We start from the raw sequence: 14980 nt of genomic DNA, 5'->3' as shown, positions 1-14980 counted from the left end.
TATGCATCGTATCTCAGAAGATCGCCGGGTTTTCAAATTCTTTACTGCTATGTATGCGGTCGCGCTCACCACGCTGGCCGTGCTCTCTATTGTGAGCCAGATTGGCATTCAACAGGCATTGAGTCACCAGATGCACGATTCCCATGTGATCAACTTTGCTGCGCGGCTGCGTACCTACAGTCAGACGCTGTGCAAACTGGCACTATTGATCGAATCGGGGCAGGATATTGAAACAAACCGCAAGGAGTTTACCAATACCCTCATGCAATGGCAGAAGTCACACGAAGGGCTGCAATCAGGCAGCAATTTCCTGAACCTGCCTGCCAATGACCAGGATGAGCTGAAGCAGATGTTCGACATTATACGGACACCGCACCAGGAGATCTGGAAGGCGGCTTCCGCTATGAGCTCAGTGCTGAACAGTGACAAGCCGGTGGATACGGCTGTGATCCATCCATATGTACAGACGATCCTGGCTTACGAGAAGTCTTACCTGCTTGGCATGGAGCTGATCGTATTTGACTATGACCGTTTTTCAAAAGAACGGGTGCGGAAACTGAAGCAGGTGGAATACCTGATGCTGGGATTGGTATTGCTGACGCTGATGATCGAGGCAGGGGTAATTTTTTACCCTTTATCCATGCGGATCCGGAAAGTGATCAAAGGGCTCATCGCCTCAGAAGAGACCTCAAAACAACTGGCGGATCAGCTACAGGAAGCCAATAAGCTCATGGAACAATCCCACAGTGAGCTGAGAGAGGTGACTTATGCGCTGGACAGGGCTACCTACCTGGTGAAAACGGATCATGAAGGTCATATAATTTATGCAAATGATAAATACTGCCATGTAACACGATATAGTATGTCGGAGTTGCGTGGCAAACCGCTTTTTCACCACTACTTCGATCACCTGAATGATCCTGCCAGGAAGATGGAAGTATGGCAGGGAGAGGTTTTCGACCATGCTTCTGACGGCACCGGCTTCTGGCTGGATGTAACGATGATTCCTGTATTTGACAATACAGGCAGGTTGTACCAGTACATGGTGATTTGCAGTGACATTACGAAACGTAAAAATACAGAACGGGAAATCAGGCAACTGACGGAAGAGAAGCTGCGGAGGCAGGATATGGAGCAGAAGATCCGTAGCTATGCCATCATCAGCGGACAGGAGAAAGAACGTAAACGGGTAGCGGCAGAGATCCATGATGGCATAGGACAAATGCTGACCAGCCTGCGTATGAAGATGGAACAGGTGGAGGATAAACTGCCGGAACCAAATGCGGAAATTGGTAAGGTCAATGGCTTGCTGGCCAGTATAATTACAGAAACCAAAAGGATCTGCTCCGATCTCCTACCCAGTGTGCTGGAAGATTTCGGGCTGCGGGCGGCAATAGAAGAATTGATAAAAACCTGCAGGGAAACGGCAAGGAATGTAGTCTTCAGCCTGGAGGAATGTAACCTTTCAAAGCCTTTGCCCCGGGAGGTAGAAATAGGGATCTATCGTATCTTGCAGGAGGCGCTGAACAATGCCATAAAGCATGCCCAGGCCACCCAGATAGATGTACATATAGACCGCGAAGAAAGTTTTCTGAACCTGATGATTCATGATAATGGTAAAGGATTTTATTATGACAGCCAGCATTTCTTTTCGCGCGAGCAGGTAAAGAAAATAAACGGGCTGCGTAATATGAAAGAACGCGCAGAACTACTGGGAGGCACCCTCAGCATCAATACACAACCAGGAAAAGGCACAATTATACAATTAGAAATCTCATTTTAACACCCATGGATAAAATCTCGGTATTTTTAGTCGATGATCACGAAATCTTCAGGAATGGCTTGAAACAATTGATCAACAGTGAACCGGATATGGAAGTATCAGGAGAAGCCAGTACAGGGGAAGATGCCTTGCATAGCCTGAGCAATGTGCAGCCCGATGTCGTGATTATGGATATCCGTATGCCGGGTATCAATGGTCTGGAGACGAGCACGGCATTGCTGAAGGCGAGTCCGCGAACGCATATCCTGTTCTTCAGCTTATTTGACGAACCGGATTATGTGGCGGCAGCACTGGAGATGGGGGCAAGTGGATACATATTGAAGGATACCAGCAACAAGATCTTCCTGAATGCCATCAGGACCATTCATAATGGCAAGTATTACTTTATTGGGGAGGTGAGTGATGTATTAGTCAAGAAATACCAGGCAGCGAGGCAGAGTGCAGCAAATCCTGTAGCACAGGCGGCAGATGTATCATTGAGCAGAAGGGAGGAACAGATCATCAGGATGGTCAATAATGGACTGAATAACAAGGACATAGCCGAGTCGCTGGGGCTAAGTATCAGAACCATCGAAGCACACAGGATGAATATCCTGAGGAAGTTCCAGGTGAACTCAATAGAGGAAGTAATTGAATATTGCAGGAGTGCGAATTTATTGAAAGAAGAATAAATCGTCTTACAACTTACAGGCAAATCCCTTTGGAAAATTTGATTTTCCAAAGGGATTTGAGCTTTTTAGACTAGTTAGGATCAATTTGTACAATTTTTTCCGTGTTTTGTGCATTGTCCCCCTTCCCCATCCTACCTAAATTTGTGTTACTAATTTGATCATCATCATATTAAAAATATACAGTTACAAAACAGTGTAACAGTTGTAGGTTTAAGAAATGGCCGGAATACTCATATTCCGGCTTTGTCATTTGGTCAGGTTTTTTCTGCCGGCCCCGACTTTCCGTCACACTCTTCCATTCCGGACTGACTTTTGATAATCCTATTACAAGAGAATAAATATTACATATGGCTTTTATAGATTATTATAAAGTACTGGGACTGGATAAAACAGCTTCAGCCGATGATATCAAGAAAGCGTACCGTAAGCTGGCGAGGAAGCATCACCCCGACATGAACCCGAATGACAAAGAGGCTAACCTGAAATTTCAACAGATCAACGAGGCGAACGAGGTGTTAAGCGACCCGGACAAGCGTAAGAAGTACGACGAGTACGGCGAGAACTGGAAGCATGCAGAGCAGTTTGAACATGCGAAGCAGCAACAGCAGCAGCAGGGTTATACCTATGGTGGTCAAACAGGATTTGAGGGCTTTGGCGGAGATTTCTCAGGGGAGCATTTCTCTGACTTCTTCGAATCTCTTTTTGGCCGCGGCGGTGGTAGTGGCAGGCGTAGCCAGGCTAAATACCGTGGGCAGGATTACCAGGCAGAATTGCACCTGGGCCTGCGGGAGGCAGCTACGACCCACCAGCATACCCTGAAGGTGAATGATCAGAATGTACGCATTACAATACCTGCGGGTATTGCCAACGGCCAGGTGATCAAACTGAAGGGCCATGGTGCACCGGGTGGTAATGGAGGACCTGCGGGCGATCTGTATATCACTTTTATAGTGGAGGATGATGAGCACTTTAAACGCTCTGGCGATGACCTGTATGCAAATGTAGATGTAGATCTTTATGCCGCTTTGCTGGGTGGAGAAATTACCTTCGATACACTGAATGGAAAAGTAAAACTGAAAGTAAAACCTGAAACACAGAACGGAACGAAGGTCAGGCTGAAAGGAAAGGGATTTCCTAAATATAAGAAGGAAGGTGAAGCAGGCGATCTGATTATCACTTACAATGTGATACTGCCTACAGGGCTGAGTGAAAAAGAGAAAGAGCTGATCCGTGAGTTAGCAAGTGTTTCATCTAAAAACTAGTATCATGATTTCCATTACGCACTATTGCACGATTCATAATATCGATACATCTTTTATACATGCGTTAGCAGATGAGGGGCTAATCGTACTCACCATTGCAACTGACGGTCCTTTTATTGAAGAAGAGCAGTTACCTGACCTGGAAAGTTATACACGCTGGCATTACGAGATGGGCGTGAATACGGAGGGGATTGATGTGATCAGGCATTTGCTGGATAGAATACGTAACATGCAGGGCGAGATGCATAATCTCAGGATGCGGTTAAATTTGTACGAGAACGGGGATTGAATTAAAAAAGCTACCGGGGTAAACCGGTAGCTTTTTTTAGTTATTTTTCCATTAGCCACTCCGATTTCTTTGTGGCCGGGTTGTAAGTCAGCACGCCATTTCTCATTCCCACATATACTTTCCCGTTATATGCGACCAATGATCGCGGGAACAAATATCCATTCCAGAATCCTTTCTCTATCAGTGTATGCACGCCACCGGTTTTATCTACTGACAGCAGGGCTTTATCAGTAATGACAATGATATTGCCTGCATCATCCATATCTGCCGCCAGTGGAGTAGATGTCAGCCTTTTAAAAGGGCTGATCCGGCCATTGCTAACTTTCACAATACCATGAACTGTATCGGCAACAACCGCAAAGGTGCTCTTTTCTCCGTCCAGCAGTTTAACAATGGGCAGTTCAGCAATCTTCTTTTTGCTTTTACCTCTTGCATCAAACTGGTAGAGGCTCCCTCCTCCTGCGGCCCTGTAAAAGGCCACGAGGTAATTGCCCTCATTGGTTTGTAATATAGAACGATTGCCGGTCAGTTTGCCGGAATCTGCGGGTGTAGACGTGATCAGGAAAGGCAATGACTGGTTGGCCATTACCAATTCTTTGGTCGCATATACATCGCCGTATTTCATATACACGGCATAGTCGGCAGCACTCTTTTCATACCGCGCTAAAGTAGATTTATCTACCGGGAGAGGGTGAGACTTCCATTTGCTCAGGAGTAAACCTCCATCCTGAAAGGAAGTCATGCATAGGGATAGTAGTAATAATAAACGCATGCTTGCTATTTTTTCCAGTCGTTGTCTGCCGGCGTTGCATCCATAAAGATGCCACCGTCCAGTTTTATGCCAGTCAGCTTTTTGGCTGCAGGCACGGTGAGTGCAAGGTCTTTGGAACCCGGCTTCCACACGGCAGGAGTTTTATGAATAGTTTCGGTGGTACCATCTTCATAGGTCAGCACAATGTCAAAGGGGATAGCGAAACCACCGACGTTATGGATGCCTAAATTTAGTTTATTTCCCTGTTGATCGAAACGGTAGAGTTTCAGGTCGATATAGTTATTGGAAAAGAACCAGTTATTGAAGAACCAGTTCAGGTTTTGGCCGCTACCGGCATTCATGGAGTTGAAGTAATCCCATGGAAGGGGGTGCTTGCCATTCCAGTTATTCATGTAGGTATGAAGGGCTTTTTTGAAATCCTTATCGCCCAGCAGGTCTTTCAGCGCGAGGTAAGAGAGGGAAGCCTTGCCGTAAGAGTTGTTGCCATAACCATGACCGCTGACCTGGTTCGATTGGGTGATGACAGGCTGGTCTTCCTCAGAAGAAGGATCGCCGATATAGCTCCTTACGCGGAAGTTTTTGTAGAAATGATCTGCTTTTTCCTGCCCTTTTTCTGCGATGGCAATCAGGTATTCAAAGGTGGTAGCCCAACCTTCGTCCATATAAGCATAGCGGCTTTCGTTGATGCCCATATAGAATGGGAAGTAGGTGTGAGCGATCTCGTGATCCTGCACCAGCTGGCCGAATTCGAGGTCGTCTCCCGTGCTTTCATCATTCACCATCATCGGGTATTCCATGTCTGCAAAGCCCTGGAAAGCCGTCATGGTAGGGAAAGGATAAGCCACGCCAGGCCACTGGGTTGAGAAATAATTCAATGCGTAATGAGAGAACTCTACTGAGTGGTGAAAATCGGTTGCATTGTCACTAAAGGCAGCCTGTATACTGGCTCTGCGTTTAGTGGCACTGTCTACGACTACACTGGCTGCATCCCATACATAATGGTTACTAAGACCAATGGTGGCATCAGCAATATTTTTGGAAGTGAAGATCCAGGTATTCCATTTGTTTTGACGGGTTACCTGCTGACCTTCCATCTCAGCTTTGGTGGCGATGTGGATCACATCGTCAGATGTATAGCTGTTTTTCAGTTTTTTAGCGAAAGCGGGTTGGAGTACTTCATCCACGTTCTGCAAGGTACCGGTGCCCCATACTACATAGTTAGCCGGTACTTTCACAGCCACTTTATAATCGTTGAAGTCGCTGTAGAACTCTACCCTATCCGAGTGCTCGATCTTGTCCCAGCCATTGTAATCGTCGTATACGGATATGCGGGGATAGAAGTAAGCGAGGAAAAAAGTAGTGCTGTCGATGGCACCTTCACGACCACTCTGCACGGACATGTCGTAATGCCAGCTAATGTGAAGCTGCATGCTGTCTTTGGCATTCAGTGGCCGGGGAAGATTGACATCGGCAACCGTACCAACATTGTTGTCGAAATCAACCGGGGTGCCGTTGATGGTAAGGGTATCGATGAAGACACCATCGGTGAGAAAGTCTTTGCTGACGTAGCCTGAGCGAGGTGCCTGGCTCTTATGAATATTGCAGATCAGTCTGATCACAATTTTTCTAAGCGTATCAGGACTGTTATTGATGTAACGGATGGATTCTGTGCCGTAGATGGTACGGGAAGGAGGATTAGCGGTGACCTGGATATCGTATCTACCGGTGTTTTGCCAGTATTTAGGGCCTGGTTTCCCGTTTAGATCCCTGGTTTGATTGGTATAGGCTTTTTTGATATTGCGGGGCTGGTAAAGTTCCTGCCCGTGAACGACGGTAATAAGACCCAGTAAAGCTACCAGGCTGCTAAAAGATTTGATCATGTAACCTGCTTTCAATATTTTCTATAAAAATAGATAGAATTTTCAGGGCATGGGCAAATTTTCCAGCAGCGGTAGGCTTGTTATTTAGGCGTTTTGACGGATGATCTGTTCGATATTATGTCCTGGAACAACGCCTGACTGGCGCCAGAGTACTTTCCCATTTTTGAAAAGGATGAGGGTAGGTACACCTTGTATCTGGTAAGCAGCGGCTGCCTGTGGGTTTTTATCTACGTCTACTTTGATGATGCTGGCGGATTCGCCGATCTTTTTCTTCACGTCTTCCAGGATGGGGGCCATGGTTTTACAAGGTCCGCACCAGGTAGCGAAGAAGTCTACCAATACCGGTTTATCGCTGTTGATCATTTCTGAAAAGGTTGCCATGGTAGTTGTTTTGGTGGAAAGAGTGCAATTATCAGACCAGCGGAAGGCTGGTGTCAGAGTGGCAGGAAAGGGTATTTATCCAGCAATTTCCAGGGCCCTTTCAGGTATTTCCAGGTACTGAACCCGGTGGTTTGAATCGTAAAGGGGCTGAAGGTTTTGCTTAACTCCTGGTGTAACTGCTGGGCTTTAAATGCGGTGACCTTATTCTGAACGGTGATGTGGGGCCGTAAAGGTTGCTGATCCTGTTTGATCAGCCAGGGTTCAAATGCTTTTTGCATTTGTTCATGTAATTTTTTGAGTTCTCCTGATGCAAGCGTGTAAGCGACACAGGTGCCCATCAGGTGCACATTAGAAACTGCCAGTTCAAGCGGAGCTCTGTTCGCAAATTCAGTGAGTGTTCGGGGAATACTTCCTTCATTAGCAGGCAATTTATGAAACAGGGTGATATGTGCATCCAGGTAATTGGCATGTGCAGGAAAATGCTTTTCCCTCAATGAATTGAAGAATGCCTGATCGGCCGGACCCATATCCAGTGTAATGATCAGCGTACCCGTTTGTAAAATTTGTGCCATCTGAGGCAGCAAAAATACGTAAATTAGAAAACGATCTAATTCCCACGTTCCATGAGACAACTTTTACTACTGGCTGTGGTCAGTTTACTATCCCTGCCTGTCCTCTCCCAGACCCATCCGGTCGATTATTACCTGAATAAGGCACCATTTCCCATGCAGGCCATCCGGGAGCCTGTTATACCTGAATCAAGATTTGTGCTTACGGATTACGGTGCTGTAGAAGGAGGTACAGCATTAAATACAGTTGCTTTTAAACGTGCGATCGATGCCTGTGCGGCGGCAGGTGGCGGGCATGTGATTGTACCTGCGGGTACCTGGCTGAGCGGGCCGATAGTATTGAAGAGTCATGTAGACCTGCATGTAGAGAAAGGTGCATTGGTATTATTTACACCTGATCGTAGCTTATACCCGCTCCTGCGGAATGGACACAAGTTTGAGGTGGCACCGCCTATCAGCGGTCGTGACCTGGAGGATGTATCTATCACCGGCGAAGGTGCATTTGATGGCAATGGGCAGAGCTGGCGGCCACTAAAAAAGATGAAGGTGACAGCTGCACATTGGGACAAGGTAGTAGCATCAGGGGGTGTAGTCAGTGAAGATGGAAAGATCTGGTGGCCGAGCAAAGAAGCGATGAACGGAGAACAATATCTGAAGACGCTGAAAGAGGGCGCTACTGCAGATGATTACCTGGCTGCGAGAGATTTTTTACGGCCTAAGATGGTGGTGATTACCAATAGCAGCCGGGTATTAATAGATGGACCTACCTTTCGGAACTCACCCAATTTTGTGATCAATCCGCAGAAGGTGAGTGACCTGGTCATACGGAATACCAATGTATTCAATGAAGCCTGGGCACAGAATGGAGATGGTATAGACATCAGTGCCTGCAAGGGAGTGATTATCTATCATACTACAGTGAATGCGGGTGATGATGGGATCTGTATGAAGTCAAGCGGAGATGGATCTTCCGTAGCGCTTTCTGATATATTGATTGCAGAATGTATCGTATACCGTGCGCATGGGGGTTTTGTGATTGGGAGTAATACGGATGGCGGCATGCGCAATATCTATGTGACACATTGTTTGTTTGAAGGCAGTGATGTAGGTATTCGTGTGAAGAGTAACAAAGGCAGAGGCGGACTGGTAAAGGATATCTATATCGATAGTATCAGGATGATCTCAATAGTGAATGAAGCCGTGTCTTTTGATACCTATTACGAGGCGGCGACATTGCCAGATGGTGCGGCGCTGAAGATTCCTGAGTTCAGGGATTTTTATATCAGCAATGTAATCTGTAGTGGTGCGAAAACAGCGATGCTGTTTCGTGGCTTGCCGGAGATGCCGGTGCATGATATTCACTTTAAAAATATTTATATCCAGGCTGGAAAGGGCGTAGAAGCAACAGCCATAAAAGACATTCAATTTAAAAATGTAAAATTCAAAACAAGTCAGCAGCCGGCCATTCCGGAGGATGCCGCACCGTTTATTAAAATCTCCTTATGAAACCTTATTACCTATTGTTGTTTGTAACTTGTAGTGCATGTAATTTATATGACAGGGACCTGATGCATGCGGTGGTGCACAAAGATGAAGCGAGTATTCGTTATGATCTGAAGCACAAAGCGGATACAGAGGTCAGGGATGCGGAAGGATTTACGCCTTTGATCAGGGCAGCGGCGGATGATGAGCCGAATATCGTAGCGACCTTGTTGGGTGCGCATGCGCAAATAGAGGCGAAGAATAATTTTGGTGAGACGGCTTTGTCATTGGCAGCGTTTAAAGGATTTAAGACGACGGTGAATGTATTGTTGTCTCATGGTGCCAATGTCAATGCGATGAACAGGGATAGTGTAACGCCGCTGATGTATGCAGCCAGCAGAGGGTATATGGATATAACGGAAATGCTGCTGCGGCAGGGTGCGCAATTGGATCTTGTATCGAGAGAAGGATTGACACCATTGGCGTATGCAGTATCAAATGAGCATGAGGAGATTGCGAAGTTGTTTCTGGATCATGGGGCGAAAGTGGATTTCATCATGCATGATCATGAGACGATGTTGATGTTGCTGGCGAACAGGCATAATGTGAGTCTGACGAAATTATTGCTGGATCGTGGGGCGGATGTGAATGCGGCGGATGATAATGGGAATACGGCCTTGATGAATGCGTGCAGGAACAGGGATACGGGGATGGTGAAGTTGTTGTTGGCGTATCATGCACGGGTGGATGTAAGGGATGGAAATGGGGATTCGCCGGCGGATCATGCGCGGCGGGCGGGGGATGATCGCGTAATAAGGTTGGTTAAATAGCGTGAGGGAACCGCTTTTGCCTGAGGCAAAAGCGGTTTTTTTATTGTATGCTACAACTTGTTTTTTACAAATCGATCAAACCTGCAGCATTACCGGTACCACTCAAACCGCTGTATTTAATGACTCCTTTCGCATTACCATTCCTTGTAAAACCCCAACCCGGAGAGTTATAATTTGCTACGCAGTTAGTAATCGTATGCGCGATACTTTGCCCGGAACTACCCAATTTAAATCCATTGCCATCACCATTAGCACCTTTGCCATTGTGCTCTGCAGTACAACCGCTAATCTTTACCGGGTATGGGTTGCCATATAGATCCCATCCATCATCTGAGTTATAAGAAGCATAGCAACCAGTGAAAGAATTACCAGCGCCGCTGGAAAGTTTGCAGGCAAAGCCGTCGGCATCTTCACCACCTGCAGATACGTCATAGTTTTGATTGGAATGACAGTTATTGACACTTACATTGTAAGCGCCATTATACACCTGGATGCCTGTATTGCCATTGTAATCAGCGGTGATGTTGTTCACGTAGTTGTTACCGCCTGACTGGAATACGATCCCGGAAGAGGGACCGCCTGTAATGCGCATGTTCTGGATGTTCCAATAGCTTCCATTTACTTTCACCGCCCAGCTACCGGCATTGGCAGCGTTGAGGGTGCCGCCGTAGATGTTGATCTTGGCATTGGCGGTACCGCTATTGAGTAATTGAAGGGTACTGGTGAGGTTGATAGTACCGCTGATAGCGATGACATCGCCTGCTTTGGCATTGGCAACAGCTGTTTTCAAAGCAGCTTCAGTGGTAACAGTAGTGGTAGCGGCGGCGGTCACTTCGCCAAGGGCGGCGGTGGTAGCCGGAGGAGGTAGCTTTACCTGATCTTCATTTTTGCTACAGCTGGTACATGCTACTACCAATAGGGCAATCATCAGATTGATCTTCATAACTGGGAAATAAAAGGGTTAAGAAATGAGGGTAATATAGCTGCGCAACTATGTCAATTTTACAATTAAATGGAGGATAAGTGAATAAGAGGGAGGGGATTTATTTACGCAATCGTTCCCGGCAACGATGGCGGTTGGACTAAGGGATGTGCCAAAAGGGGAATTTAATTCATTTCCCCTTTTGTATGTTGAGTGTGTTTGTTGGATTTTGTGGTTCGTTTAGTTGATGACCATTTGGTTTATTATTATTGACATGCCCAGTTAAGCTTATTTCTGGTCTGCTTAATCAGCTTAAGGATACTTCAACTCTCCCTTCTCCTGCATATGCAGAATCTTCATTAAGACCCCATTTGTCCAGCCAAAACCATCCTGATTGGGATACTCTCCTCCCCCACCAGCAAGTGTAGTATCCACTACATTGTATTTCTCTAACAGCTTCCCTGTGGCCCTGAATGTTTTGATATTTAAATGCGACCATCTGGAGGCAATTTCTCCAGCCAGTGAATCTTTATGGTATTTCAGCAGTCCTGCAATTGACATCCACTGCAAAGGAGCCCAGCCATTGGGTGCATCCCATTGTTGCCCGGTTTCAATGGGCGTAGCCACCAGGCCGCCGGGATGCAGGAACTCTGCCTGCAATTCTCTCATCATCGTATCTACCTGTACCTGTGTGGCAATACCAAAAAACAGTGGATACATACCTGCCAGACTTGGAATACCTGTACGGCTGTTCTTTTTGAAATCATAATCCATGAACCAGCCCTTGCTATCATCCCAGCAATATCTGATAATGTCATCTGCTCTTTGCTTAGCTGCTTTTTCGAACTCAGTTGCTTTGGCATTATTTCCCTTTTCGCGATAAGCGGCGGCGAGCGTCATTTCCAGGTGATACATCAGGCAGTTAAGATCCACGGGAACAATATCGGTAACATGGATTGTCTTCAGGGTATGCCCATCTTCAAACCATCGGCTACTGAAATCCCAGCCGGTTTCAGCACAAGAACGGAGCTCCCTGTAGACGGCTTCTTTGGATTTGTGATTTACAGGCCGCTGGGCGGTCTGAAGATCTTCAGTATAGGCTTCTTCCCGTGGCCAGGTTCCTTTGTCAAAATAACGGTTCATACGGTGTCCATCCGGGAGATATACGACATGTTCATCAGTTTCTTTCTGGCTGGTATGCATCCAGAAGTCATATTCCTTTTGTAAAGCGTCGAGGTAGTTGGAGACAGGGCGATTGTTCAGTTCCAGCATCAGGGAAAAGAACGGTGGTTGGGAACGGGTCAGGTAATAAGTACGGTTGCCGTTTGGAATGCTGCCATGGTTTTCGATGAGCCATACGAAGTTGTTGATGATATTGTCAATCTGGGCGGTATCCCCGTCTTCTTTCAGTCCCAGCATGGTGAAGTAGCTATCCCAATAATATACTTCCCTGAACCGGCCGCCGGGTACGATGTATGGATGTGGCAGGGGAATGAGGGAGCCGCCTGTTTCCTGCTTGTCGGGCGTACGCTGTAATATTTTCCATAAGGAGTGGATGTGGGCGGAGACATCCTGGGTAGTGTCAGTAATATAATTGGCGGCAGCGGGGGCAGGAATGGTGAAGTGATCATTGACGAAAGCGGAGAGCTGAAAAGATGGCTGGTCTTTTTGTTTTCTGTAATCGGTCATGATTTCGCCGGGTGTCTTCTTAGGGATGGCATCTGCAAAGGTTTTGCTGTCAGCAAAAATATGGGCAGATTGAACTTCTTCGAAGAGTCCGGGGTAGAGTTGGATGGGGGATTCGTCTTTGACGGGTGTAGTTTGTTTACAGGCCGTAAAGAGGAGAATCAGGTAAATGATAGCTATTGTTCTCATGCTGTTCTGTTGAATTATGTTGATGACCGGGAGTGTTTTTGTGATGGAAAATGTGATTGTTTTGTTTTGCTTTTATTCAAGGAATGGATGCAGTGGTTTGGATTAGAATAAAGGCATTTCCTTCAATCTAGTTTATTTATTTCAGCTTACAATGACTTACCCTCATAAATTTCCATTTGTGATTCCATTAATTAATGAACCTGCTGCAATTCTCCTGCCACTTATAGAAGTGGCATTTACCCAGCTACATACTCCCCGGGGTTTAGCTTAGGAGGCGGTTGGTTCAGCGTAACGGATGCTATCAGGGGGTTCCCTTTTTAGCAGGAAGGGGGGGAATGGTAATTGTTATCTTTGGGGGCTAAGGTGCTCAGCGGTATATGTTGTTCATATAGATGAATTTGCTCATAAAATGGGGCATTGGAAATGAACATATTATAGCGTGTTGTCTGAGTAGTTGGGGAGAAACAGGGAATGACCATTTTGAATAGGCTGGGGATCAATAAGGCAATACTTTATGGTTTTATATTGAATAAAGCAGACATGCAATGAATCATTCCAATAAATACACATGATATACCATATGTTGAATAAAGCAGACATGCAATTTTTAATGAAGGCCTTGACTATTCATTGATCTTCAATAATTCAAACAATTTATCTTTCCGGTTCCTGGCAATGGGCAACTCCACTCCATTGGTGATCTTTACAGTATTACCAAAGAGGGTTTCCACTTTTTCAATCGCGACTATATAAGAATTGTGAATACGGAAAAACCTGTTGGCAGGCAAGCGTTCTTCCATGGCTTTCATGGTCGAGAAGAAAAGATAACTCCCTTCGGTAGTATGTATTTTTACATAATCACTAAGTGCTTCAATATATAAAATCGAATTGAACCGGCATTTTCTAAACTGACCATCTATTTTGATAAAGATAGCATCTTCAGTTGGTGGTGCTTCCGGCATTTTGCGGGAGAGGACTTTCTGGATCGCTTTCTGAAACCGTTCATAAGAGAATGGTTTCATAAGATAATCTACTACATTCAGTTCAAATGCATCCAGTGTATATTCAGAATATGCGGTTGTGAATATGATATTGGTAGAATTGTAAGGCAGTAATTTGGCAAGGGTAAGTCCATCCATTTCCGGCATCTGGATATCTAATAGCAGCAGGTCATACTGCTGCTGTTTGATCATCTCAAATGCTTCAATGGCATTGTCCGCTACATCAGGTGTTGATAAAATAGAGATCCTTCCACAAAAGTCCAGCAATATATTTTGGGCGATCGGCTCGTCTTCTACAATTAATACTTTCATCTCAGTTGTATTTCCAGGTCAATTTCAAAGATATCAGATTTCATTGAGTTCAGTACGAATTTGCCTGGGAATTCCAGTTCCAGGCGTCTGCGAACATTTTTTAAACCAATACCACCTGAGGATTTGGTGGTGTTTTTCGGTAAACTGTTTTGTACTTTAAAAGATAAGATGCCATTATTTTCATGGAAGTATATTTTTACCCATGATTGTTGGATGGTGCTGTTCACGCCGTGTTTAAAAGCGTTTTCGATGAAGTTGATAAATAGCAGCGGGGGGATGGTGTAATTTTCACTCACGCTATGTTCGAAATGAATTGAGACACGGTTGGGTGAATGCCGCATTCTCTCAAAGCCGATATAGCTTTCCAGGAAATCAATTTCTTCCTGGGTGGTAACGGTTTTTTTTTGGCTTTTATAAAATGCGAAATCCAGTAAATTGGTGAGTTGGGTGGTCGCCTGTTGTGCGTTTTGATTGTTTTTTAATTTGTCCTGTATCAGTTGCAATGTGCCAAAAATAAATTCAGGGGCTAAGTTAGAATATGCCTGTTTTTTGGCCATTTGATTATTGTATGACAGAATAGACCTTTGGCGTTGAATATGCCTATAGGTTTCTAATAGGAGCTTTATCATGATCGGAGGTAAGACACCCCATAGCACGCCGCCAAAAAGGTACCATGCATTTACAAACTCTTCAAAGGTGTGCCACAGGAATATCTTTCTTATTTCGGGATAGAATGAATGGTCCCACATCAGGCTGATGTCCGAAAAAGTCATAGATAAGATCACCCACAAAGGGAAAGTGGCCAGTAGGAGTAAAACACCTATTATGTAACGTCCCTTTCTAAAAAATGGAGTAGTAAGGTACGCGAGGTAGTAGTAGAAGAAAATATTTAATAGCAGAACATATAGTATATTTAAAATGGCGTATGTTAAGCTTAAGTCAGGAATACTT

14 protein-coding genes are annotated in these 14980 nt (G+C 45.4%); 6 read left to right on the top strand and 8 right to left on the bottom strand.

Going from position 1 to position 14980, the window contains the following annotated elements; translation table 11 throughout:
• Position 1 precedes the first annotated feature (1 nt).
• The 4 genes from DXN04_RS26590 to DXN04_RS26575 all read left to right on the top strand — a co-directional run bounded on the left by DXN04_RS26590 (position 2) and on the right by DXN04_RS26575 (position 4005).
• Entirely contained in the window at positions 2-1783 is a 1782-nt protein-coding gene (locus DXN04_RS26590; RefSeq protein WP_158569161.1) for a sensor histidine kinase, read from the top strand.
• Between the two features lie 5 nt (positions 1784-1788).
• Positions 1789-2454: a response regulator transcription factor gene (locus tag DXN04_RS26585; RefSeq protein WP_116856452.1), complete on the top strand. Its 666-nt coding sequence runs from the start codon at positions 1789-1791 to the stop codon at positions 2452-2454.
• Between the two features lie 347 nt (positions 2455-2801).
• Positions 2802-3716 (top strand): DnaJ C-terminal domain-containing protein, encoded by a 915-nt coding sequence (locus tag DXN04_RS26580; protein ID WP_116856451.1) that lies wholly within the window; start codon positions 2802-2804, stop codon positions 3714-3716.
• A gap of 4 nt (positions 3717-3720) precedes the next feature.
• Positions 3721-4005, top strand: coding sequence for a chaperone modulator CbpM (locus DXN04_RS26575; protein ID WP_116856450.1), 285 nt, complete (start codon positions 3721-3723; stop codon positions 4003-4005).
• A 40-nt stretch (positions 4006-4045) separates the two neighbouring features.
• On the opposite strand, the gene DXN04_RS26570 is transcribed toward DXN04_RS26575, so the two are convergent.
• The 4 genes from DXN04_RS26570 to DXN04_RS26555 all read right to left on the bottom strand — a co-directional run bounded on the left by DXN04_RS26570 (position 4046) and on the right by DXN04_RS26555 (position 7610).
• The gene (locus DXN04_RS26570) at positions 4046-4777 is read right to left on the bottom strand and encodes a hypothetical protein (protein ID WP_147320069.1); all 732 of its coding nucleotides are present in this window, start codon (positions 4775-4777) and stop codon (positions 4046-4048) included.
• Between the two features lie 5 nt (positions 4778-4782).
• Positions 4783-6657 carry a M1 family metallopeptidase gene (locus tag DXN04_RS26565; protein ID WP_116856448.1) on the bottom strand — a complete coding sequence of 625 codons (1875 nt, stop codon included), beginning with the start codon at positions 6655-6657 and terminating at the stop codon, positions 4783-4785.
• Positions 6658-6741: 84 nt separating this feature from the next.
• On the bottom strand, positions 6742-7095 hold the full coding sequence (gene trxA, locus DXN04_RS26560; protein WP_262512543.1) for a thioredoxin: 354 nt from the start codon (positions 7093-7095) through the stop codon (positions 6742-6744).
• The gene (locus DXN04_RS26555; RefSeq protein ID WP_116856446.1) at positions 7092-7610 is read right to left on the bottom strand and encodes a 2'-5' RNA ligase family protein; all 519 of its coding nucleotides are present in this window, start codon (positions 7608-7610) and stop codon (positions 7092-7094) included. The genes trxA and DXN04_RS26555 overlap by 4 nt, the downstream gene beginning before the upstream one ends.
• A gap of 51 nt (positions 7611-7661) precedes the next feature.
• On the opposite strand from DXN04_RS26555, the gene DXN04_RS26550 reads away from it, so the two are divergent.
• Both DXN04_RS26550 and DXN04_RS26545 read left to right on the top strand, forming a co-directional pair.
• Positions 7662-9113, top strand: a complete 1452-nt coding sequence (locus tag DXN04_RS26550; protein ID WP_116856445.1) for a glycoside hydrolase family 28 protein — start codon at positions 7662-7664, stop codon at positions 9111-9113.
• Positions 9110-9919 carry an ankyrin repeat domain-containing protein gene (locus tag DXN04_RS26545; RefSeq protein WP_116856444.1) on the top strand — a complete coding sequence of 270 codons (810 nt, stop codon included), beginning with the start codon at positions 9110-9112 and terminating at the stop codon, positions 9917-9919. The genes DXN04_RS26550 and DXN04_RS26545 overlap by 4 nt, the downstream gene beginning before the upstream one ends.
• A gap of 64 nt (positions 9920-9983) precedes the next feature.
• On the opposite strand, the gene DXN04_RS26540 is transcribed toward DXN04_RS26545, so the two are convergent.
• From DXN04_RS26540 to DXN04_RS34910, 4 genes are all read right to left on the bottom strand, one after another.
• The gene (locus DXN04_RS26540) at positions 9984-10862 is read right to left on the bottom strand and encodes a right-handed parallel beta-helix repeat-containing protein (protein WP_116856443.1); all 879 of its coding nucleotides are present in this window, start codon (positions 10860-10862) and stop codon (positions 9984-9986) included.
• A gap of 291 nt (positions 10863-11153) precedes the next feature.
• Complete coding sequence (treF, locus tag DXN04_RS26535; RefSeq protein ID WP_116856442.1) at positions 11154-12716, bottom strand: alpha,alpha-trehalase TreF; 1563 nt, start codon at positions 12714-12716, stop codon at positions 11154-11156.
• Between the two features lie 623 nt (positions 12717-13339).
• On the bottom strand, positions 13340-14029 hold the full coding sequence (locus DXN04_RS26530; RefSeq protein ID WP_116856441.1) for a LytR/AlgR family response regulator transcription factor: 690 nt from the start codon (positions 14027-14029) through the stop codon (positions 13340-13342).
• Positions 14026-14586, bottom strand: a complete 561-nt coding sequence (locus DXN04_RS34910) for a sensor histidine kinase (protein ID WP_158569159.1) — start codon at positions 14584-14586, stop codon at positions 14026-14028. The genes DXN04_RS26530 and DXN04_RS34910 overlap by 4 nt, the downstream gene beginning before the upstream one ends.
• Positions 14587-14980 lie beyond the last annotated feature (394 nt).

Origin of the sequence: Chitinophaga silvisoli (genome assembly GCF_003412465.1) — a bacterium.
GTDB lineage: Bacteria > Bacteroidota > Bacteroidia > Chitinophagales > Chitinophagaceae > Chitinophaga > Chitinophaga silvisoli.
This window is presented reverse-complemented; position numbering and strand designations above follow the sequence as displayed.

Excerpts from the sequence above, each read along its gene's own strand:
- DXN04_RS26590 (WP_158569161.1), top strand. The coding sequence starts at position 2 with ATGCATCGTATCTCAGAAGATCGCCGGGTTTTCAAATTCTTTACTGCT.
- DXN04_RS26585 (WP_116856452.1), top strand. The coding sequence starts at position 1,789 with ATGGATAAAATCTCGGTATTTTTAGTCGATGATCACGAAATCTTCAGG.
- DXN04_RS26580 (WP_116856451.1), top strand. The coding sequence starts at position 2,802 with ATGGCTTTTATAGATTATTATAAAGTACTGGGACTGGATAAAACAGCT.
- DXN04_RS26575 (WP_116856450.1), top strand. The coding sequence starts at position 3,721 with ATGATTTCCATTACGCACTATTGCACGATTCATAATATCGATACATCT.
- DXN04_RS26570 (WP_147320069.1), bottom strand. The coding sequence starts at position 4,777 with ATGCGTTTATTATTACTACTATCCCTATGCATGACTTCCTTTCAGGAT.
- DXN04_RS26565 (WP_116856448.1), bottom strand. The coding sequence starts at position 6,657 with ATGATCAAATCTTTTAGCAGCCTGGTAGCTTTACTGGGTCTTATTACC.
- DXN04_RS26555 (WP_116856446.1), bottom strand. The coding sequence starts at position 7,610 with ATGGCACAAATTTTACAAACGGGTACGCTGATCATTACACTGGATATG.
- DXN04_RS26550 (WP_116856445.1), top strand. The coding sequence starts at position 7,662 with ATGAGACAACTTTTACTACTGGCTGTGGTCAGTTTACTATCCCTGCCT.
- DXN04_RS26545 (WP_116856444.1), top strand. The coding sequence starts at position 9,110 with ATGAAACCTTATTACCTATTGTTGTTTGTAACTTGTAGTGCATGTAAT.
- DXN04_RS26540 (WP_116856443.1), bottom strand. The coding sequence starts at position 10,862 with ATGAAGATCAATCTGATGATTGCCCTATTGGTAGTAGCATGTACCAGC.
- treF (WP_116856442.1), bottom strand. The coding sequence starts at position 12,716 with ATGAGAACAATAGCTATCATTTACCTGATTCTCCTCTTTACGGCCTGT.
- DXN04_RS26530 (WP_116856441.1), bottom strand. The coding sequence starts at position 14,029 with ATGAAAGTATTAATTGTAGAAGACGAGCCGATCGCCCAAAATATATTG.
- DXN04_RS34910 (WP_158569159.1), bottom strand. The coding sequence starts at position 14,586 with ATGGCCAAAAAACAGGCATATTCTAACTTAGCCCCTGAATTTATTTTT.